Annotated in this window: 20 protein-coding genes; 11 read left to right on the top strand and 9 right to left on the bottom strand. The window is 62.6% G+C overall.

The window, feature by feature from the left end:
• Positions 1 to 214: 214 nt before the first annotated feature.
• The gene (locus AB3X96_RS34530; RefSeq protein WP_368593204.1) at positions 215 to 1,138 is read right to left on the bottom strand and encodes a dTDP-4-dehydrorhamnose reductase family protein; all 924 of its coding nucleotides are present in this window, start codon (positions 1,136 to 1,138) and stop codon (positions 215 to 217) included.
• An 11-nt stretch (positions 1,139 to 1,149) separates the two neighbouring features.
• The gene (locus AB3X96_RS34525; RefSeq protein WP_368593203.1) at positions 1,150 to 1,353 is read right to left on the bottom strand and encodes a heavy-metal-associated domain-containing protein; all 204 of its coding nucleotides are present in this window, start codon (positions 1,351 to 1,353) and stop codon (positions 1,150 to 1,152) included.
• A 134-nt stretch (positions 1,354 to 1,487) separates the two neighbouring features.
• On the opposite strand from AB3X96_RS34525, the gene cueR reads away from it, so the two are divergent.
• The 4 genes from cueR (at position 1,488) to AB3X96_RS34505 (ending at position 4,218) form a co-directional block, all read left to right on the top strand.
• Positions 1,488 to 1,910, top strand: a complete 423-nt coding sequence (gene cueR / locus AB3X96_RS34520; protein ID WP_176109093.1) for a Cu(I)-responsive transcriptional regulator — start codon at positions 1,488 to 1,490, stop codon at positions 1,908 to 1,910.
• Between the two features lie 302 nt (positions 1,911 to 2,212).
• On the top strand, positions 2,213 to 2,359 hold the full coding sequence (locus tag AB3X96_RS34515) for a DUF3563 family protein (protein ID WP_013088978.1): 147 nt from the start codon (positions 2,213 to 2,215) through the stop codon (positions 2,357 to 2,359).
• A gap of 246 nt (positions 2,360 to 2,605) precedes the next feature.
• A complete protein-coding gene (locus AB3X96_RS34510) occupies positions 2,606 to 2,956 on the top strand; it encodes a hypothetical protein (RefSeq protein WP_368593202.1) in 351 nt (116 codons plus the stop codon).
• A gap of 221 nt (positions 2,957 to 3,177) precedes the next feature.
• Entirely contained in the window at positions 3,178 to 4,218 is a 1,041-nt protein-coding gene (locus AB3X96_RS34505; RefSeq protein ID WP_368593201.1) for an ABC transporter substrate-binding protein, read from the top strand.
• A 75-nt stretch (positions 4,219 to 4,293) separates the two neighbouring features.
• Here the strand turns inward: AB3X96_RS34505 and AB3X96_RS34500 are convergent, their stop codons facing one another.
• Together AB3X96_RS34500 and AB3X96_RS34495 are read right to left on the bottom strand one after the other, a co-directional pair.
• Entirely contained in the window at positions 4,294 to 5,139 is an 846-nt protein-coding gene (locus AB3X96_RS34500) for a 23S rRNA (adenine(2030)-N(6))-methyltransferase RlmJ (RefSeq protein WP_368593200.1), read from the bottom strand.
• Between the two features lie 119 nt (positions 5,140 to 5,258).
• Entirely contained in the window at positions 5,259 to 6,230 is a 972-nt protein-coding gene (locus tag AB3X96_RS34495) for a potassium channel beta subunit family protein (protein WP_368593199.1), read from the bottom strand.
• Positions 6,231 to 6,464: 234 nt separating this feature from the next.
• On the opposite strand from AB3X96_RS34495, the gene AB3X96_RS34490 reads away from it, so the two are divergent.
• Positions 6,465 to 7,262, top strand: a complete 798-nt coding sequence (locus AB3X96_RS34490; protein ID WP_176109089.1) for a 3-hydroxybutyrate dehydrogenase — start codon at positions 6,465 to 6,467, stop codon at positions 7,260 to 7,262.
• Between the two features lie 10 nt (positions 7,263 to 7,272).
• Complete coding sequence (locus tag AB3X96_RS34485) at positions 7,273 to 8,505, top strand: DUF3734 domain-containing protein (protein WP_368593198.1); 1,233 nt, start codon at positions 7,273 to 7,275, stop codon at positions 8,503 to 8,505.
• A gap of 162 nt (positions 8,506 to 8,667) precedes the next feature.
• Here AB3X96_RS34485 and AB3X96_RS34480 read toward each other — a convergent pair whose 3' ends face one another.
• The gene (locus AB3X96_RS34480; protein ID WP_368593197.1) at positions 8,668 to 9,867 is read right to left on the bottom strand and encodes an amino acid aminotransferase; all 1,200 of its coding nucleotides are present in this window, start codon (positions 9,865 to 9,867) and stop codon (positions 8,668 to 8,670) included.
• A gap of 438 nt (positions 9,868 to 10,305) precedes the next feature.
• Between AB3X96_RS34480 and uvrB the strand changes: the two genes are divergently transcribed.
• The 5 genes from uvrB (at position 10,306) to AB3X96_RS34455 (ending at position 16,087) form a co-directional block, all read left to right on the top strand.
• The gene (uvrB, locus tag AB3X96_RS34475) at positions 10,306 to 12,399 is read left to right on the top strand and encodes an excinuclease ABC subunit UvrB (RefSeq protein WP_368586693.1); all 2,094 of its coding nucleotides are present in this window, start codon (positions 10,306 to 10,308) and stop codon (positions 12,397 to 12,399) included.
• 342 nt (positions 12,400 to 12,741) lie between these two features.
• Positions 12,742 to 13,290 carry an iron transporter gene (locus AB3X96_RS34470; RefSeq protein WP_176382354.1) on the top strand — a complete coding sequence of 183 codons (549 nt, stop codon included), beginning with the start codon at positions 12,742 to 12,744 and terminating at the stop codon, positions 13,288 to 13,290.
• Between the two features lie 112 nt (positions 13,291 to 13,402).
• On the top strand, positions 13,403 to 13,735 hold the full coding sequence (locus AB3X96_RS34465) for a cupredoxin domain-containing protein (protein WP_368593196.1): 333 nt from the start codon (positions 13,403 to 13,405) through the stop codon (positions 13,733 to 13,735).
• A gap of 100 nt (positions 13,736 to 13,835) precedes the next feature.
• On the top strand, positions 13,836 to 14,681 hold the full coding sequence (locus AB3X96_RS34460; RefSeq protein WP_176109084.1) for an FTR1 family protein: 846 nt from the start codon (positions 13,836 to 13,838) through the stop codon (positions 14,679 to 14,681).
• Positions 14,678 to 16,087 (top strand): 4Fe-4S binding protein, encoded by a 1,410-nt coding sequence (locus tag AB3X96_RS34455; RefSeq protein ID WP_368593195.1) that lies wholly within the window; start codon positions 14,678 to 14,680, stop codon positions 16,085 to 16,087. The genes AB3X96_RS34460 and AB3X96_RS34455 overlap by 4 nt, the downstream gene beginning before the upstream one ends.
• Positions 16,088 to 16,384: 297 nt before the next feature.
• On the opposite strand, the gene hemP is transcribed toward AB3X96_RS34455, so the two are convergent.
• The 4 genes from hemP to AB3X96_RS34435 all read right to left on the bottom strand — a co-directional run bounded on the left by hemP (position 16,385) and on the right by AB3X96_RS34435 (position 18,826).
• Entirely contained in the window at positions 16,385 to 16,645 is a 261-nt protein-coding gene (hemP, locus tag AB3X96_RS34450; RefSeq protein WP_368593194.1) for a hemin uptake protein HemP, read from the bottom strand.
• Between the two features lie 185 nt (positions 16,646 to 16,830).
• On the bottom strand, positions 16,831 to 17,316 hold the full coding sequence (locus AB3X96_RS34445) for an SRPBCC family protein (RefSeq protein ID WP_176109081.1): 486 nt from the start codon (positions 17,314 to 17,316) through the stop codon (positions 16,831 to 16,833).
• 86 nt (positions 17,317 to 17,402) lie between these two features.
• Positions 17,403 to 17,801, bottom strand: coding sequence for an OsmC family protein (locus AB3X96_RS34440; RefSeq protein ID WP_368593193.1), 399 nt, complete (start codon positions 17,799 to 17,801; stop codon positions 17,403 to 17,405).
• Positions 17,802 to 17,947: 146 nt separating this feature from the next.
• The gene (locus AB3X96_RS34435; protein ID WP_368593192.1) at positions 17,948 to 18,826 is read right to left on the bottom strand and encodes a pirin family protein; all 879 of its coding nucleotides are present in this window, start codon (positions 18,824 to 18,826) and stop codon (positions 17,948 to 17,950) included.

Genomic DNA, 18,826 nt, shown 5'->3' with positions numbered 1-18,826 from the left:
CAGGACCGTGAAACGACTCCACGCCGATGATAGTGCGGATTGCCCGTGTGAAAGTAGGTAATCGTCAGGCTCCCCCAAAGCCAGAAACCCCACCGCCCAGCGGTGGGGTTTTTGCGTTTACGCGGCCAATTCCGCGCGCTTCACTACTTTCCGATCCGCAACACCTCCCTCAAGCTCCTGCGTTGCCATTAGCGTCCGCACGCAAGCCGCAAGATCAAGCGGGAGTCGCCGTTCCCCGCCATGCAAACCCGGCTAGCACCTGCCGGATCGCCGTATCGAACGGTGTGCGTTGGCCGACTCCAAGTGCCTCCAGACGGCTCGATGCCAAATGGCAGTTGTGAGGGCGCGGCGTCGCATCGGTGGGCGTGTGCTGCGCCATCAAATGCGTGCGGAGTTGCAATGCTTCTGCCAGGCGCACGGCGATCTCGTACTTGTTCATCGGTTCGTCGCCGGACCATTGCACGATGCCGGAGATCGTTTCGCCGCGCGCGTGTCGCTCGAGCATCTGTCGGATCACGACCGCGACATCGGGCGTGAACGTAGGATAGCGGATCGCCCAAGCGTCCATCTTGGCAGCCTGGCTTCCCGGCGCTGCTGACGCCGCGATCGCCGGCACAAGGCTAGTCACGGCTGACTCCGACCAACTCACAATCGGCCCATACAGCAGCGGCAGGCGCAGCACGCATCCGAGCTCGGCCGTTTCGATTAGCGCTCGCTCTCCCTCGAGCTTGCTCTGTCCATACGCGTTCAGTGGCGCGGGTGTGCTGTCGTGACGATAGGGCGGGTGCTTGCCGTCGAACACGTAGTCGGTCGAGATCGACAGCGTCCACGCGCCGCGTCGATTCGCCGCCCCGGCGATCATTCGCACGGCATCAACATTCAACGCACGAGCATGTGCCGGATCGCGCTCGCACACATCGGGTCGGCGCTCCGCCGCGGCAATCACGACAGCATCCGGTGCCACGTGGTCGATGAAACGCTCGACCGCAAGGCTATCGCGAATATCCAACGCGACCATCTGTGGAGACGGCCGGCTAAATGCTGTGGAGACGATGTGCCAATCGACCTGGCGTGCGAGTTCGTCGTTGAGCGCGCGCCCGAGCAGCCCGGAACCACCGATTACTGCAACCTTGAACATGCCCCGCACCCTTAGCGCAGAGACGTGGCCGTGTATCCGGCTTCGTCAATCGCGGCCTTCAGCGCCTCGATCGCTTGTGTCGACTCCACGAGCACACGGCCGCTCGTGAGATCTACCTGAACCTGCGCGGCGGTGTCGTGCTCGCGAATCGCGTTCGTGACGGCAGCAACACAGTGCTGGCAGCTCATGCCTTCTACATGGAGTTCGATTGTCATTGCAAAGACCTCAGCGGAATCAGATCGCGGATAGCCGAATTATGCCTGCCGTTTCGTGTTTGGGTAGCTGACCTTCCCAGGATGGGAAGGTGTAGGATCGCTTCGAGTTCATCCGCAACCTTGGGAAAACAGTCATGAACATCGGCGAAGCGGCCCGCGCGTCGGGCGTTACGGCAAAAATGATCCGCTACTACGAAAGCGTCGGCCTTTTGTCCGCGAAGGCGCGCACGAGCGCTGGTTATCGCGTGTATGGCCCGCAGGAAGTGCACTCTCTTCGCTTTATCCGGCAGGCGCGCCGGCTCGGATTTCTGGTCGAGGATATCCGGCGACTCCTCGCTCTCTGGCACGACCGCTCGCGTGCAAGCGCCGAAGTAAAGCGGATCGCGCTCGAGCATGTCGCCGAACTCGATCGCCGCATCGCCGAATTGACGGACATGCGCGACACCCTCGCCCATCTGGCCGATCATTGCAACGGCGATGACCGGCCAGATTGTCCGATTATTGAGCGACTAGCGGATACAGACCTTGTTTCGGGACAAGGTTGCCATCCGCTTTAGCCGGTGGGTCGCGGAGAGTCGCAACCTGGTCTGCCGATTCGCTTGATCAAAACCGCGTGATGCACCGAAGGTGTGCATTGAAAATCAGGGCAAGGATATCCGCGCCGACCGTGTGGGTGAATCTCAATAAAATCAGCACCGCCAGCGCACCAAGGAAGTGCGTCATTCCAAACTGGAATGCACATCATGCGGGCATTTCACTGGTCAGGTTGCACCCGAGGGCTATAATGCGGGTTAACCCTTTTACGGGAAATCCCTGATGCCAAATCACCGGGGATTCGATCTCATCCTTGGAGAACGTCATGTTTGCATTCATTCTTGAGAAGCTGAGCACCTGGTTCGAAACCGCGGAACGTAGCCGTCGTGAGGCATACCTCGCATCGTCGTCGGATATCGTCCAGCTCGAACAACGCATCCGTTCGCTCGAAACCAACGGCTATTCGCGCTGAGTTTCCGCTTTGAGTTTGACCAGGCGGCGCCTGCTTTTGCGCGGCCCTTGCAGTACCAATGTCGAGCCCCGTCAAAGCGGGGCTTTGTCGTATCTGCACATCGAAAACCGCGCGCCTTCGGCGTTTTTCGAATGATCGCCGCAAGAAGGCTGCTCATGGCGAATATCGACTAGCTTCGTAACGCGGGCCGCGGTAATGTAGGACGTTTTTCGCGCAAGACGGCATTCATAACCAATCGGGCTGCCTATGTCCTCCGTCCGTTCGCTGCAAACTTTCCGTTCCATGATGGCCGCGGCCGCCACGGCAACCTTCGCCACCCTCTGTGCCGCGTCGGACGCGTATGCGGTGTCCGATTACGAGCGTCCTCCCGTGGTTCTCGATACGCTTGGCGGCATCAATAATGGCCTGAGCGGTACCCTACTGCTAAGCGCGCCGCCTGCGCCGGAACCGATCGTCGCCGCGCCGCCGATCGCGGCACCGGTCGAGCTGCCTGCAGAACCGCCGCCGCCGTTCGTGGTCGCGCCTTATATCCAGTTGCCGGCGGGTGGTGGCGTGCCGCCGCGGCCGATGCCCCGACCAGTGCCGTTTCCGCAATAGGCAGCGACGGCGCGAAAGTTAGTCGGCGACGCTTCTAACCCGTCTCGCTTCTCCCCAATACGCCAGCTTCGCTCGCCCCCGACAATCCCATTCGGGTTTGGGCGCATGGCGTCCGTGAAACCGTCCGAGGACAATCGTTGCGCGCCTCGTCGCCGTGAGCTTCGATCCCGGCTGCGCGCCTGCGTCACCGCTTCGAACGGAAAACACAAGGAGACGTCATCATGCCCAATCACTGGATGCAGCGTGCGACGCGCGCCTGCCTGATCCTCCTCGCACTGGCTACGCTGCCCGGCGCCGGGTTCGCGAAGGACGCGCCGGAAATGCCGACACTGACGATGGCCGTCGGCGGCTTACCCGGCCTCTACTATTTGCCAGTCCTCGCCGCACAGCAGCTCGGCTACTTCAAGGACGAAGGCCTGAACGTCACGCTCGAAGATTTCGCGGGCGGCTCGAAGGCGCTCGAAGCGGTGGTGGGCGGCAGCGCCGAAGTCGGCGCGGGCGCGTTCGAGCACACGCTGTTCATGCAGGCGAAGGGGCAACACTATCGCGCGTTCGTGTTGATGGGCCGCGCACCGCAGATCGTGATCGGCGTGGTGAAGTCGAAGGCCGATCAGATCAAGTCGCTCGCGGACTTCAAAGGCGCGAAGGTCGGCGTGAGCGCGCCGGGTTCGTCGACGGATCTCGTTCTCACCGTCGCGTTGCGCAAGGCCGGCGTGCAGCGCAGCGACATTTCGGCGATCGGCGTCGGAAGCGGCGCGACGGTGCTGGCCGCGGTGGGCAGTGGGCAGATCGACGCGCTATCCAATGTCGATCCAATGATGACCAAGCTCACGCGTAGCGGCGCGATCAAGGTGCTGGTGGATACGCGCACGGTCAAAGGCACGCAGGAGGTGTTCGGCGGTACGATGCCCGCCGCAACGCTTTATGCGCCCGAAAGCTTCATCCAGAAAAATCCGAAGACGACGCAGGCGCTGACCAACGCGATCGTGCGCGCGAATCATTGGCTGCAGACCGCGAGCGATGCGGATCTGCTGAAGATGGTGCCGCAAGCCTATCTGTTGGGCGACCCGACGCTTTATCTCGATGCCTTTCACAACGTGCGCGACGCGTACTCGCCGGACGGACTGATGCCCGCAGATGGGCCGGCGACGGCGCTGCGCGCGTTGTCGTCTTTCGACAGCCGGCTCGATCCGAAGAAGATCGATTTGAGTGCGACCTATACGAACCAGTTCGCGAGCAAGGCGGCCGCGCAGTTGAAGTGAGCCGAGCGCAGATCGGCTTGCGCGGGCAGGCAACAGCAGACCGCACGCGCAATCCGCTCACGCGCCGCACATCGTTCAATTGCCGCGATATTCGACCTTGAACGTCGCAGCCTTGTCCTCGCCGAGCATCTTGACGAGCCATGGCATCTGGTCCTTCAGCATCTTGGCGAGCGTATACGGCGGGTTCAGGATGAACATGCCGCTACCGAACAGCCCATAGCCGTCTTCAGGCGGATTGCTGACGGTCAGGCTGACGTGCAGCCAGTTGTCCTTCTGCAATTGTTTCAGCTGATCGGGAAAACGCTGCGACTCGGGGCGCTTGACCTGTGGATACCAGACCGCATACGTGCCGGTCGGAAATCGCTTCAGACTTTCCTCGACACAGCGCAGCGTGCGCCCGTAGTCGCGCTTGTCTTCATACGACGGGTCGAGCAGGATCAGCGCGCGACGCGGCGCCGGCGGCAACAGCGCGAGAATGCCGTCGAAGCCGTCGCCCGCGTACAGCATCGCGCGGCGACCGGCGTCGCGAAAATTGTGGCGCAGCACATCGATTTCGGTGCTGTGCAATTCGAATAGCCGCATACGATCCTGCGCGCGCAACTGTCGCCACGCGAGATATGGCGAGCCCGGATAGAAATGCAGCTGGCCGTCGGCATTGAGCGCGCTGACTTCGTCGACGTAGTCGGCGAACAGCGGCGGCAGATCGTTGCGGCCCCACAGTTTTGCGATACCCGTCTCGAACTCGCCGGTTTTCGTCGCGTAGCCTTCCTTCAGCGAGTAGACGCCGGCGCCCGCGTGCGTGTCGATATACCAGTAGGCCTTGTCCTTCTGGCCAAGGTAGCGCAGGAGCTGCAACACGACGGCGTGTTTCAGAACGTCGGCGTGATTGCCGGCATGAAAGGCGTGGCGGTAGCTGAGCATGATGAGAGGACGCTGAGAGGGCGCAGGCCGGCCCGAAGGAGCCGGCGACGCGCGGTCGCGTATTGTACGCGACCGCGCGTGCCCGGTTAGCCACTCAGTGCGTGGCGCTGCGCGCGCGATTACTCGTGCGCGTCGCCGATGATCTCCTCGATCCGCTGCTTGATCTCCGGCGTAATGCGCGTCGTCACCTCGGCGGACCGCATGTTTTCGCCGATCTGTTCGACGCGCGAGGCGCCCGTGATCACCGTGCTGACATTCGGATTCTTCAGAATCCACGCGATCGCGAGCTGACCGACCGTGCAGTCGAGTTCGTCGGCGACCGCGCCGAGCTGGCCGACCACGTTGTTCCGCGTCGGGTCGGTGAGCTGCTGACGCAGCCAGTCATAGCCCTGCAACTGCGCGCGACTGTCGGCGGGCACGCCGTCACGGTATTTGCCGGTGAGCAGGCCCGATGCCAGCGGACTCCACGTGGTCAGGCCGAGGCCGATGTCCTCGTAAAGCCGCTTGTATTCCTGCTCGACGCGTTTGCGGTGAAACAGGTTGTATTGCGGTTGCTCCATGACCGGCTTGTGCAGATGATGCCGCTCGGCGATTTCATATGCGGCGCGAATCTCGTCGGCGCTCCATTCCGAGGTGCCCCAGTACAGCGCCTTGCCGCGCGCGATCATGTCGCTCATTGCCCAGACCGTTTCCTCGACTGGCGTGTTCGGGTCGGGACGATGACAGAACACGAGATCGACGTAATCGAGTTGTAGGCGCTTCAACGACCCGTCGATCGCGTTCATCAGATACTTGCGGTTCAGCGTGTGGTACTGATTCGGCGCTTCGTTGAGTCCCCAGAAAAATTTCGTCGACACCACGTAACTCACGCGCGGCCACGCGAGTTCCTTCAACGCATGGCCCATGATTTCCTCGGATTTGCCGCCCGCATAGACTTCGGCGTTGTCGAAGAAATTGACGCCCGCGTCGCGCGCCGCGGCAAGCGATTCGCGCGCGGCGCGGTGATCCACCTGGTTGCCGTACGTGACCCATGAGCCGATCGACAACTCGCTCACTTGCAGGCCAGAGCGGCCCAGACGTCGATAATTCATGCATGTCTCCTGGTTGGTGATGCCACGGGAATGGAGCCGGATTCAGTCCGGAAGCGTTCAGTTTAAATAGATCCGGTTCGGCGTGCGTTTTACCTATGTCGTTCACAGGGTTCATGCACAATAGCAAAGTCAGCCGCCGCGCTGCATCCGCCGAACGGTCGATACCGTTTGGCCGACTTCTCCCAGCGCGCGGCTTCGTGGTCTCATTGCTCATCAACTGCATGGAGGTTCTGGATGTCGTCTCTGAACTCGAATCTGAACGGCAAGGTCGCCGTCGTCACTGGCGCCGCGAGTGGCATCGGCAAACAGATCGCGTTGACTCTGTCGGCCGCAGGTGCGGCGGTCGCGATCGCCGACCTGAACCAGGAGGGCGCGAACGCCGTTGCTGAAGAAATCAGAAAGGGCGGCGGTAAGGCAATCGGCGTGGCAATGGACGTGACGAGCGAAGACGCCGTCAACCAGGGTATCGACAAGGTCGCCGAGGAATTCGGCTCGATCGACATTCTCGTTTCCAACGCCGGCATCCAGATCGTCAATCCGATCGAAAACTATTCGTTCTCGGACTGGAAAAAGATGCAGGCCATTCACGTGGACGGCGCGTTCCTGACCACCAAGGCCGCGCTCAAGCACATGTACAAGGACAATCGCGGCGGAGTCGTGATCTACATGGGCTCGGTCCACTCGCATCTCGCCTCGCCGCTGAAGTCGGCGTACGTGACCGCGAAGCACGCTCTTCTGGGTCTGTCGCGCGTGCTCGCCAAAGAGGGCGCTGCGCATAACGTGCGTTCGCACGTCGTGTGTCCGGGTTTCGTGCGCACGCCGCTCGTCGACAAGCAGATTCCCGAGCAGGCGAAGGAATTCGGTATCAGCGAAGAGGAAGTGATCAAGCGCGTGATGCTGGGCGGTACCGTCGACGGTATCTTCACGACGGTCGAAGACGTCGCGCAGACCGTGCTGTTCCTGTCGACCTTCCCGAGCGCGGCGCTGACCGGCCAGTCGTTCGTCGTGAGCCACGGCTGGTATATGCACTAAGGGGCGGCCCATGGCGCAACGCAATCTGAAGCGGGCGCGCGTGGGCGTGTCCGGCGACGGGGAGGGTGCGGGTCCGGCGATTGCCGCCCGCTCGCGCCGGCACCTCCGGTTGCCCAACTACGAAACCGTCGCGCTGATGCTGCAAGGCGGTGGCGCGCTCGGCGCCTACCAGGCCGGCGTCTTTCAGGGGCTTTACGAAGCCGGCATCGAACCGAACTGGATCGCGGGAATTTCGATCGGCGCGCTGAATACGGCGATCATTGCGGGCAATGCGCCGGAACGACGCGTCGAGCGTCTGCTGCAATTCTGGGAGACGATCTGCCAGCCGGCGTTCGGACCGCCGTTGCCGGCTCCGGTCGAACACGTGCTGTTCAATTCGAGCGAAGCAGTGCGCAAGGCATTTACGGCAGCGCAGGCGATGAGCGCAATCGTCGAAGGGCAAAAGGGCTTTTTCGTGCCGCGTTTCCCGCCGCCGTTGCCGACCGTGTCCGGCTCGCCGCAATTGGCGAGCTACTACGACACCACTCCGCTGAAGGCCACGCTCGAGTCGCTGTGCGATTTCGATCGGATCAATTCCGGGGAAATACGCGTGTCGGTGGGCGCGGTGAATTGCGGCACCGGCAACTTCGCGTACTTCGACAATACGCACACCACGCTCAGGCCCGAGCATTTCATAGCATCGGGCGCGTTGCCGCCGGGCTTCGCGGCCGTCGAGATAGACGGTCAGTTCTACTGGGACGGCGGCCTGATGTCGAATACGCCGCTCTACGAGGTGCTCCAGACCACGCCGCGTCGCGATACGCTCGCGTTTCAGGTCGATTTATGGAGCGCGATCGGGCCGGTGCCGGACAACATCACCGACGTGCAGGGGCGCATGAAAGACATCCAGTATTCGAGCCGTACGCGTCTCGTGACCGACATGCTGCAGCGTTCGCAGCGTTTCCGTCACGTACTGCGCGAGGTGCTGGACCGTGTGCCCGAAGAGCAACGCGACGATCCGTGGTGCAAGCTGGCCGAAGATCTGTCGTGCTCGAAGCGCTACAACGTGATTCACCTGATCTACCGGCACAAGGAATACGAAGGACACTACAAGGACTTTCAATTCGGTCTGTCGACGATGCGCGAGCATTGGCGAAGCGGTCTCGAAGATATTGTCCGTTCGCTCGAACAGCCCGACTGGCTCGATATGCCGCAGAACGATGCCGGGTTCGTCACGCACGATATTCATCGGGACTCGCGCTGATTCTTCGCGGAGAAACCCGGCGCCGCGCCGGCAAGGCCGAACGAACAGTCCGGCAGGCATAAAAAAACGGCGCCCTTTTCTGAAAAGGGCGCCGTTTCTACAGACAGTTGCAGCGGCGAAGCTGCTGCACTGGCGCGGCAAACCTCCGCGCCGTGAATTGGCTTACTTGAGCACGTGAGCAATCGCGTTGGCGACGACGTCGAGGTTGCGCGTATTGAGCGCAGCCACGCAGATCCGGCCGGTGCTGACCGCATAGATGCCGAACTCTTCGCGCAGACGATCCACTTGCGCTGCCGTCAGACCCGAGTACGAGAACATGCCGCGCTGTGCGTTCACGAAGCTGAAGTCACGATCGACGCCGCTTGCCTTCAGGCGCTCGACGAGACCATTGCGCATTGCGCGGATACGGTCGCGCATTTCGCCCAGTTCGCTTTCCCATGTCGCGCGCAGTTCCGGCGACGCGAGCACGGCCGCGACCACCGAGCCGCCGTGCGTCGGCGGGTTCGAGTAGTTGGTGCGGATCACGCGCTTCAGTTGCGACAGCACGCGCGCCGCTTCTTCCTTGCTCGAGGTGATGATCGACAGTGCGCCGACACGCTCGCCGTACAGCGAGAACGACTTCGAGAACGACGACGACACGAACACGTTCAGTTCCTGCGCCGCGAACAGACGCACGGCTGCCGCATCCGCTTCGATGTTGTCGCCGAAGCCCTGGTAGGCGATATCGAGGAACGGCACGAGATTGCGTGCCTTGACGACCTCGACGACCTGCTTCCACTGTTCGACGCTCAGGTCGACGCCGGTCGGGTTGTGGCAGCACGCGTGCAGCACGACGATCGTGCCCGCCGCATAGCTGTTCAGCGCATTCAGCATGCCGTCGAAGTTCACGCCGTGCGTCTGCGCGTCATAGTACGGATACGATTCGACGACGAAGCCCGCGCCTTCGAACAGCGCGCGATGGTTTTCCCAGCTCGGGTCGCTGATCGCGACCTTGCTGTTCGGATTCACGCGCTTCAGGAAGTCCGCGCCGATCTTCAGCGCCCCCGTGCCGCCCAGCGCCTGCGCCGTGACGACGCGGCCGGCCGCGATCAGCGGCGAGTCGTTGCCGAGCAGCAGCTTTTGCACGGCGGCATCGTAAGCGGCGATACCTTCGATCGGCAGATAGCCACGCGGCAGCGCGGCATCGACGCGGGCCTTTTCCGCCTCGCGCACGGCGCGCAGCAGCGGAATCTTGCCTTCTTCATTGAAGTACACACCAACGCCGAGGTTGACCTTGGTGGCGCGCGTATCGGCGTTGAAAGCTTCGTTCAGGCCCAGAATCGGGTCGCGGGGAGCTAGTTCGACGGCGGAGAACAGAGACATGATGGGTGGGCAGCAGTAGTGAAAAGAGGGCGGCTTCGCGCGCGGGCGGCCTCATCTGGAGCGTCGGCGGCGTTTCCCGTGTGCGGCGTGAGTTCGACGAAACGCGAAAATCGGGGACGGCCTATGGACAGCGGCGAGCGAGCGCAACTTCGCATTGTAACGAATCCAGCGCTTTTTTCGGACGACCCGATGGCCCAAGGGCAATTATCTGCTTGAAAAACAGGCACTGGGAGCCATGTGAAAGGAATTCGAGCGCACGGGGCGGTTTCGACCGCGCGCCCGGCCAAGGTGCGCTGTCCTTCGCTTCGCGCACAAGTCCGCAAAGGGCCATGACACGCCGCCGCCCGCACGGCCAGCGCCCCCTACGTAACCCCGCTCGATCTTCGCTTTCCGCAACCCGTTAGAATGATTCTTTGCCCAAGGCCGGTGCCGCCCCTCATGTCCGAACACCATCTGACTGAAGCCGACGATACGCTCGACGAATCCAAATTCATCACGTTCGACGGTTCGCCGTTCAAGCTCTACCAGCCGTATCCGCCCGCCGGCGACCAGCCCACGGCCATCGAGACGCTCGTCGAAGGCGTCGGCGATGGTCTCGCGTTCCAGACGCTGCTCGGCGTGACGGGCTCCGGCAAGACCTTCACGATGGCCAACACGATCGCGCGGCTCGGCCGCCCGGCGATCGTGTTCGCGCCGAACAAGACCCTCGCCGCGCAGCTGTACTCGGAGTTCCGCGAGTTCTTTCCGCGCAACGCGGTCGAATACTTCGTCTCGTACTACGACTACTACCAGCCGGAAGCGTACGTGCCGCAGCGCGATCTGTTCATCGAGAAAGACTCGTCGATCAACGAGCATATCGAGCAGATGCGGCTTTCGGCGACCAAGAGCCTGATGGAGCGGCGCGACGTGGTGATCGTCGCGACGGTGTCGGCGATTTACGGTATCGGCAATCCGTCCGAATACCACCAGATGATCCTGACCCTGCGCACCGGCGACCGGCTGGGCCAGCGCGATGTCATCGCGCGGCTGATCGCGATGCAGTACAGCCGCAACGAAGCCGACTTCCAGCGCGGCTCGTTCCGCGTGCGCGGCGATACGATCGATATCTTCCCGGCCGAGCACGCCGAGATGGCGGTGCGCGTCGAGCTGTTCGACGACGAAGTCGAAACGCTGCAACTGTTCGATCCGCTCACCGGTCGGGTGCGGCAGAAGATTCCGCGCTTTACCGTGTATCCGTCGTCGCACTACGTGACGCCGCGCGACACCGTGCTGCGCGCGGTCGAAACGATCAAGGCCGAACTGCGCGAGCGGCTCGAGTTCTTCTATAGCGAAGGCAAGCTCGTCGAGGCGCAGCGGCTCGAGCAGCGCACCCGCTTCGACCTTGAAATGCTGCAGGAGCTCGGATTCTGCAAGGGCATCGAGAACTATTCGCGGCATTTCTCGGGCGCGGCGCCGGGCGAGCCGCCGCCGACGCTCGTCGATTACCTGCCGCCCGACGCGATCATGATGCTCGACGAATCGCACGTGCTGATCGGCCAGCTGAACGGCATGTACAACGGCGACCGCGCGCGCAAGGAAAACCTCGTCGACTACGGTTTCCGGCTCCCGTCGGCGCTCGACAACCGGCCGCTCAAGTTCAACGAGTTCGAGCGCAAGATGCGCCAGGTCGTGTTCGTGTCGGCAACGCCCGCCGATTACGAGAAGAAAACGTCGGGGCAGGTCGCCGAACAGCTGGTGCGCCCGACCGGCCTCGTCGATCCCGAAATCGAGGTGCGGCCGGCGCGCAGCCAGGTCGACGACGTGCTCGGCGAGATCAACGAGCGCATCAAGGCCGGCGATCGGGTGCTCGTCACGACACTGACCAAGCGGATGGCCGAGCAGCTCACCGAGTTTCTGGCCGACCACGGCATCAAGGTGCGCTATCTGCACAGCGACATCGACACGGTCGAGCGCGTCGAAATCATCCGCGATCTGCGTCTCGGCGCGTTCGACGTGCTGGTCGGCATCAACCTGCTGCGCGAGGGGCTCGATATTCCCGAGGTGTCGCTGGTCGCGATTCTGGACGCGGACAAGGAAGGCTTCCTGCGCGCCGAGCGTTCGCTGATCCAGACCATCGGCCGGGCAGCGCGTAACGTGAACGGCAAGGCGATCCTCTACGCGGACAACATCACCGACTCGATGCGTCGCGCGATCGACGAAACCGAGCGGCGCCGGGCCAAGCAGATTGCGTTCAACGCCGCGCACGGCATTACGCCTCGTGGGGTCGTGAAACGGATTCGCGACATCATCGACGGCGTGTACAACGTCGACGAAGCGCGCGCCGAGTTGAAGGAGCAGCAGACCCGCGCGAAGTTCGAGGACATGTCCGAGAAGCAACTCGCCAAGGAAATCAAGCGCCTCGAAAAGCAGATGATGGAGCACGCGAAGAATCTCGAATTCGAGAAAGCCGCGCAGACCCGCGACCAGCTGGCGCTGCTGCGTCAGCGCGTGTTCGGCGCGAATGTCGGCGATCACGTGTCGGGCGTCGACTAATTGACGTTTCCCTCCACCGCTTTTGTCCACCATGAAAGGGCGCGGCCGCTCGCCACGCCCTTTCTCATTGGCCGGTACTCGAGCTCCCGCGGGAGCCGTCCGGAGCGGTCACTTTGGCCGTGACGAATTCCGTCCCACCTTCCTCGATACACAAAGATTTTCTTAAGCCAACCTTAAAACCATGCTGGCATGAGGCCGAGCGCACTAACAGGTTTGTTCTCGTCAGCGATCGATGATAAACTCAACCAATATTGAGAATGGTTCGCATTTAAATTCACATCTGAGTTGCGGCCCCGAGTTTCAATGAAATCGATTCCAGTCTGATAAAAACAAGGAGCATCAATGCGGATTTCTTCCTTTGTGCGGGGTGGCGCGGCAACGGTAGCCGCAGTCGCGGCGCTGTCGGCCTCGGCCGCCGAATATCCGATCGGCAAGCAGCAGATCCAGGGTGGCATGGAAATCGGCGTGGTCTACCTGCAGCCGATCACGATGGAGCCCGAAGGCATGATGCGCAAGGCGTCGGATTCGGACATCCATCTCGAGTCCGACATTCACGCGGTCAAGAACAATCCGACCGGTTTCGCCGAAGGCGACTGGATGCCTTATCTGCAGGTGCGCTACGAACTGACGAAGGCCGGCTCGAACCAGCCGTTGAAGGGCGACCTGATGGCGATGGTCGCGAACGACGGTCCGCACTACGGCGACAACGTCAAGCTGCAAGGCCCGGGCAAGTATCACCTGAAGCTGATCGTCGAACCGCCGATGCAGATGGGCCACATGGCGTTCGGCCGCCACGTCGACAAGGAAACCGGCGTGGGTCCGTGGTTCAAGCCCATCACGCTCGAATATGACTTCACCTTCGCTGGCATCGGCAAGAAGGGCGGTTACTGATCGGCGCGCGATGCAAACGCGGTCGCTCGACGTATCAGTGAGTGCAGCAGACGGCGCGTGGACAGTCGGTGTGATACCCGGCGTCGGCGCGTCGCGTTTTCCGGAAAGGGCAATGGGAATCAACCGAAAGATCACGATGCTTGCCGCCACGTTTTGCCTGGCGGCCACGGCTCACGCAGCCGACCTGCCGACCTTCAAGCTCGAAATGAACGACGGCAAGCTGAACCCGGCCCGCATCGAAGTGCCTGCGGGGCAGCGTATCAAAATCGAAGTGCTTAACACCGGCAAGGGCGCGGCGGAATTCGAAAGCGTGCAATTGCGTAAAGAGAAGGTGCTGGCGCCGGGCGCCGATTCGTTTGTCGTGATCGCCCCGCTGGAGCCGGGCGAATACAAGTTTTTCGACGACTTTCATCAACAGGCGCAGGGCGTGATCGTCGCGAAGTAAGCCGTGGTCTCGATCGGCGGCGAGCGCCGCGGGAAGCGGGTGCTGTCGTTCGAGCGAGACAACGGAAGCGGGCAGTAGAAGGATCGAAGGGAGAGCTTGAATGGGTCAGATTCTGTTCATCGTGTGGCGGGAAAGTGTCGAGGCGCTGCTGGTCGTCGGCATCCTGTACGCGTGGTTGAAAAATGGCGACGACGACGCGCGCCGCGGCCTGCCGTACCTGTGGGGCGGCCTGGCGGCCGGCGTGATCGCGGCGGTAGCGCTCGGCGCGGCGCTTGTCGGCTTCACCGAGGTGCTCTCCGGTGACGCGCAGGATTACTTCCAGACCGCGATGGTGCTCATCGCCTGCGTGCTGATCGTGCAGATGGTGCTGTGGATGAAGCAGCACGGCCGCACGCTGAAGCGCGACATGGAACAGTCGCTGCAAAAGAGCAAGCGCGATTCGAACTGGTGGGGTGTCGCGCTGCTGGTCGCCCTGGCGATCGCGCGCGAAGGCAGCGAAACGGTGATCTTCCTGTACGGCCTCGGCTTCGGCCAGTCGGGTCATGTCGACGGCAGCCAGATGCTCGCTGTCGCGATCGGTCTCGCGCTCGCATTCTTGACCTTCTACGTGTTGCAGCTCGGCGGCAAGATCATCTCGTGGCGGGTCTTTTTCCGCGTCACCGAAATCATGCTGCTGTTCCTCGGCGCGGGGCTGTTCCAGACCGGCATCGACAAGCTGATCGACAAGGAAATCCTGCCGACGCTCGTCGACCAGCTGTGGAATTCGTCGGCGATCCTCGATGATTCGAGCACCTTCGGTTCGCTCGTCGCGACGCTGACCGGCTACCGTGCGCATCCGGCGCTGATGAATCTGCTTGCCTATGCCGTCTACTGGGCGGTCGTTTATCTGCTGGTGCGCCGCGCCACTCGCAAGCCCGCGCAGCAAACAGCAGGGCGCGCGGCATGAGCGTCGTGATGGCTTCGCGGCCGGGCCGCCTCGCGGCGGTCGGCCAGTGGATGCAGCGCCATGGCGCGGTGATTCGTGGCATCCAATGGGTCGTGGTCGCGGTGTACGCGTTCCTGATCATCGCGCCCGCGCTGATGCCGCTGCCGGACGATACCGCGCATCTGTGGAGCAACCTGACGCTCGCCGCGCAGTTCGTGTTCTGGGGCATCTGGTGGCCGTTCGTGTTGCTGTCGATGGTGATGCTCGGCCGCGTCTGGTGCGGCGTGCTGTGCCCGGAGGGCGCGCTCGCCGAGTTCGCGAGCAAGTACGGCCGCGGCCGCGCGATTCCGCACTGGATGCGCTGGGGCGGCTGGCCCTTCGTTGCGTTCGGCATCACGACGATCTACGGCCAGATGGTGAGCGTCTACCAGTATCCGAAAGCAGTGCTGCTGGTGCTCGGCGGTTCGACTTTCGCGGCCATCGTGATCGGTCTGCTGTACGGACGCGAGAAGCGCGTCTGGTGCAAATACCTGTGCCCCGTCAACGGGGTTTTTTCGCTTCTGGCGCGCCTCGCGCCGTTTCACTACAAGGTCGACGAAGACGCGTGGCGCCGTTCGTACACGAACGGCGAGCATGGGCACCGGGTGATTCCGATCAACTGCGCGCCGCTCGTGCCGTTGCGCAACATGAAGGGCGCGGCCGACTGCCATATGTGCGGCCGCTGCAGCGGACACCGTGATGCGATCGAGCTGACGTGGCGCAAGCCGTCGACGGAAGTCGTGCAGTTGGGCGACAAAAAGGCGAATCCGTGGGACACCGCGCTGATCCTGTATGGCCTGCTCGGCATCGCGATCGGTGCGTTCCACTGGACCGCGTCGCGCTGGTTCATCGACCTGAAGATGTTCGCGGCGAACTGGCTCGTCGATCACGACATCACGTGGCCGCTCGAGACCAATGCCCCGTGGTTCCTGTTCACGCATTACCCCGAGCAGAACGACGTGTTCTCGTGGCTCGACGGCTCGCTGCTGATCGGCTACATCCTCGCGACGGCGCTCGTCTATGGCACCGCGCTGCTGCTGTTGCTGACGGGCGCCACGCGCATGCTCGGGCGCTTCAATGCAACGCGGTTGCATCACTTGACGCAGGGGCTGATTCCGATTGCGGGCGCGGGTGTGTTCCTCGGTTTGTCGGCGACGACGCTGTCGCTGCTGCGCGCCGAGCACGTGTCACTGTGGTGGGCGTCGGATCTGCGCATCGCGATCCTCGTGATTTCCAGCGCGTGGAGCGCATGGCTCGTGTGGCTCGTCACGCGTCGCTATAGCGAGCGCTTCGTGCAGCGCGCGCTGGCGATGCTGTGGTTCGTCGCGGCGCTGGCGGTCGTCAATAGCGCGTGGTGGCTGATGTTCTGGGGCTGGGCGTCGAAGTAAGTGTTTGGCCTGGGTTCGGTGCGAACGCAGGCGCAAGCGCCAAGAAAGCAAGCGCAAAAGCCGTGGAATGGCAACATCCCACGGCTTTTTCATTTTGAACTTCAGCGATGTGCGCCGTTGCGCGCTTCCGCTTTCGAATGAGAACCAAAAAAACGGCCTGGCTTGCTGCGACGGCTGGCTTGGTGTCTGCACGAAGGGGTCTAGTTCTCGCGTGCAAGCCGTCGTGGCTGGCTAATGCCTAACACCTCTCGGGGAGGTGGTCCCCACAATACCCGGTACTTACTTCGTGTTGCGTTGCTACTTCGTCAGGATCAGCTTGCCGAGGCGCGTCGCACGTAACTGGTACGTCTCGCCGTTGTGCACGATGCTGATGGGACTATGGCCTTGCAGCAGCGCGTCGCTGCGCACGACCCGTTCCGCCGTCTCGCCTTGGCCGGCGGTGCGTTCCGCGGCGGGCTTCGCCGCTTGCGCGGTCGTTGTCGACGGCTTCGTGCGGCTGGTTAGCGCGGCCGCCGAGCGGCGCAGGCTGAGCGTGGTGGAGCGAGTCATATCGGTCATTCGTTCTAGCTTGTTCGTCGATTCGATGGGATGATTCTAAATGATAACTATTCCTATTTACAAGGCCGAGAAATTCATCGGATTCGTCTTCTGATAGCTGAATGAAATGTGCGGCTAGACGACGACCTTGGGGCCATCTTGGACATGGCCCCGCAGCGGCGCGGGCGAGACGCCCGCGCGGTTTCTCAGTGCAACGGTCCCGGTTCCTGTTTGGTCGCGACGTACTGGCGGATCAGTCTCACCGTGTCGATATCGTTCTCGCGATACGCGGACTTGACGATCTCCTGCGTCCGCACGGCGTCCTGATCGGTCGTCGAGACGGGCAGCGTGGTCGCGTACTCGAAGCGCAGGAACAACTGCAGTTCGTCGGGTTGCTCGATCGTCATCGTCAGTGAGCCGCCAACGTGTTCGGCGGTCGGCAGGATGTCGTAGCGCACGCTGTCGCTTTCCTGCAGCGTGACGCGATCGCGCACGGTGGCCTGGCCGTAGTGCAACTCACGCTCGAGCACATTGCCGTCGCGCGACAGGATCGTGCAGCTGTCGAGACCCATCACGAACAGTTGCGGCTGCTCGGCGCGCAACACGAGACCTTCCCACAGCTGCTCGCGGGTCATCGATTCGACGAGGGGATTCAACGGATCGTTGATCTGAATGAGGTGTTCGAAATTCAAGTCGACTGCGTCCTATGAAAATATTGCAATGCCCGTGGCCCGAACGGGCGACGTCCGACCGTCCTATGCATCGTCTGGTGCGCCTGTTAAGCGACGGCGAGCGCGGAGCGGATCGAGATCGTGTGCGTGAGGATCTTGTGCACCGGGCATGCATTGGCAATTTGCAAAAGCCGTTCCCGCTGCTCGTCGGACAGTTCACCATCGAGCATGATCTGTCGGTCGATCGTCGAGCCCGCGTCGCCGGTTTCCATCGACAGTTTGACCCGTACGCTCGCGAGCGGCCAGCCTTTGCGCTGCGCGTACATCTTTAGCGTGATCGACGTGCACGCGCCGAGGCTCGACAGCAGCAGCGAGACCGGTGTCGGGCCGCGGTCGCCGCCGCCTAGCGATTGGGGTTCGTCGGCAATCCATGTGTGCTTGCCGTCGTCGAACACGACCTGGAAATTCGTCGAACCGATGTGGGCGGTGACGGTGGGCTCTGCCATGCGCGCTCCTGTGATAGCGATCATATTGGGTCGCGCGCCTCGGACTGTTGCAATCAACGCGGCTCGCGCGACATGAGCCGATATTGTGACCGAATTTACCGGTGTTCGCGCCCCGAGAGGGGCATCTGGCGGCGCGCGTTAGCCGGTCAATGCGTGATCGCGCCCATCCGCCCGGCCTGATAGTCGACCACCGCCTGACGGATCTCGTCCTCGGTATTCATCACGAACGGGCCATAGCGCACCACCGGCTCCTTCAGCGGCACGCCGCCGAGCAGCAGCACTTCGAGCGGTTCGTCGCCGGCCGTGATGGTCACCGTGTCGCCGTCGTTGGCGAACACGACCATCGTGCGCGCGTCGATGTCGGCGCGCGCGTCGCCTTCGCCATACACGCCCTTGCCGGACAGCCCATACGCGAACACGCGATAGTCGGCCGGCACCGGCTGGCGGATCGTCGCGCCCGGCTGCAGAGAGAAATGCTGATACAGGATCGGCGTACGCGTTTCGATAGCGGCCTTGATGCCGAGCGCTTCGCCCGCGATGACCTTGACGCGCACCCGGCCGTCTTCGGACGTCGCGACTGGGATGCGTGCCGACGGGATCTCCTGGTAGCGCGGCGCGATCATCTTGTCGCGACGCGGCAGGTTCACCCATAACTGCAGGCCGTGCACGCGCCCGCCGGTGCGCGTGAATTCCGGGTCGGGCATTTCGCTATGCACGACGCCCGCGCCCGCAGTCATCCACTGGACGTCGCCGGCGTGCAGCGTGCCCGAATGACCCGCCGAGTCCTTGTGGCCGAACTGGCCCTCGAGCACGTAGGTGACCGTCTCGAAGCCGCGATGCGGATGATCGGGCGCGCCGATGGCCTCGCCCGGCGCATAGTCGACCGGCCCCATTTCGTCGAGCAGCAGGAACGGATCGAAGTCCATCAGGAGACGGGTCGGAAACGGTCGATGAACGACGAATCCGCCGCCTTCCACCGTGCGAACCGACGGAAACGTGCGTTCGATCGTACGTGACGTAGTCAT

It is taken from the genome of Paraburkholderia sp. BR13439, assembly GCF_040948805.1.
Lineage (GTDB): Bacteria > Pseudomonadota > Gammaproteobacteria > Burkholderiales > Burkholderiaceae > Paraburkholderia > Paraburkholderia youngii.
This window is presented reverse-complemented; position numbering and strand designations above follow the sequence as displayed.

Coding starts and splice junctions, on each gene's coding strand:
- AB3X96_RS34455 (WP_368593195.1), top strand. CDS start 14,678: ATGAGCGTCGTGATGGCTTCGCGGCCGGGCCGCCTCGCGGCGGTCGGC.
- AB3X96_RS34435 (WP_368593192.1), bottom strand. CDS start 18,826: ATGACTACGTCACGTACGATCGAACGCACGTTTCCGTCGGTTCGCACG.
- AB3X96_RS34510 (WP_368593202.1), top strand. CDS start 2,606: ATGTCCTCCGTCCGTTCGCTGCAAACTTTCCGTTCCATGATGGCCGCG.
- hemP (WP_368593194.1), bottom strand. CDS start 16,645: ATGACCGATATGACTCGCTCCACCACGCTCAGCCTGCGCCGCTCGGCG.
- AB3X96_RS34515 (WP_013088978.1), top strand. CDS start 2,213: ATGTTTGCATTCATTCTTGAGAAGCTGAGCACCTGGTTCGAAACCGCG.
- AB3X96_RS34530 (WP_368593204.1), bottom strand. CDS start 1,138: ATGTTCAAGGTTGCAGTAATCGGTGGTTCCGGGCTGCTCGGGCGCGCG.
- AB3X96_RS34485 (WP_368593198.1), top strand. CDS start 7,273: ATGGCGCAACGCAATCTGAAGCGGGCGCGCGTGGGCGTGTCCGGCGAC.
- AB3X96_RS34460 (WP_176109084.1), top strand. CDS start 13,836: ATGGGTCAGATTCTGTTCATCGTGTGGCGGGAAAGTGTCGAGGCGCTG.
- AB3X96_RS34465 (WP_368593196.1), top strand. CDS start 13,403: ATGGGAATCAACCGAAAGATCACGATGCTTGCCGCCACGTTTTGCCTG.
- AB3X96_RS34470 (WP_176382354.1), top strand. CDS start 12,742: ATGCGGATTTCTTCCTTTGTGCGGGGTGGCGCGGCAACGGTAGCCGCA.
- uvrB (WP_368586693.1), top strand. CDS start 10,306: ATGTCCGAACACCATCTGACTGAAGCCGACGATACGCTCGACGAATCC.
- AB3X96_RS34525 (WP_368593203.1), bottom strand. CDS start 1,353: ATGACAATCGAACTCCATGTAGAAGGCATGAGCTGCCAGCACTGTGTT.
- AB3X96_RS34505 (WP_368593201.1), top strand. CDS start 3,178: ATGCCCAATCACTGGATGCAGCGTGCGACGCGCGCCTGCCTGATCCTC.
- AB3X96_RS34480 (WP_368593197.1), bottom strand. CDS start 9,867: ATGTCTCTGTTCTCCGCCGTCGAACTAGCTCCCCGCGACCCGATTCTG.
- cueR (WP_176109093.1), top strand. CDS start 1,488: ATGAACATCGGCGAAGCGGCCCGCGCGTCGGGCGTTACGGCAAAAATG.
- AB3X96_RS34440 (WP_368593193.1), bottom strand. CDS start 17,801: ATGGCAGAGCCCACCGTCACCGCCCACATCGGTTCGACGAATTTCCAG.
- AB3X96_RS34490 (WP_176109089.1), top strand. CDS start 6,465: ATGTCGTCTCTGAACTCGAATCTGAACGGCAAGGTCGCCGTCGTCACT.
- AB3X96_RS34495 (WP_368593199.1), bottom strand. CDS start 6,230: ATGAATTATCGACGTCTGGGCCGCTCTGGCCTGCAAGTGAGCGAGTTG.
- AB3X96_RS34500 (WP_368593200.1), bottom strand. CDS start 5,139: ATGCTCAGCTACCGCCACGCCTTTCATGCCGGCAATCACGCCGACGTT.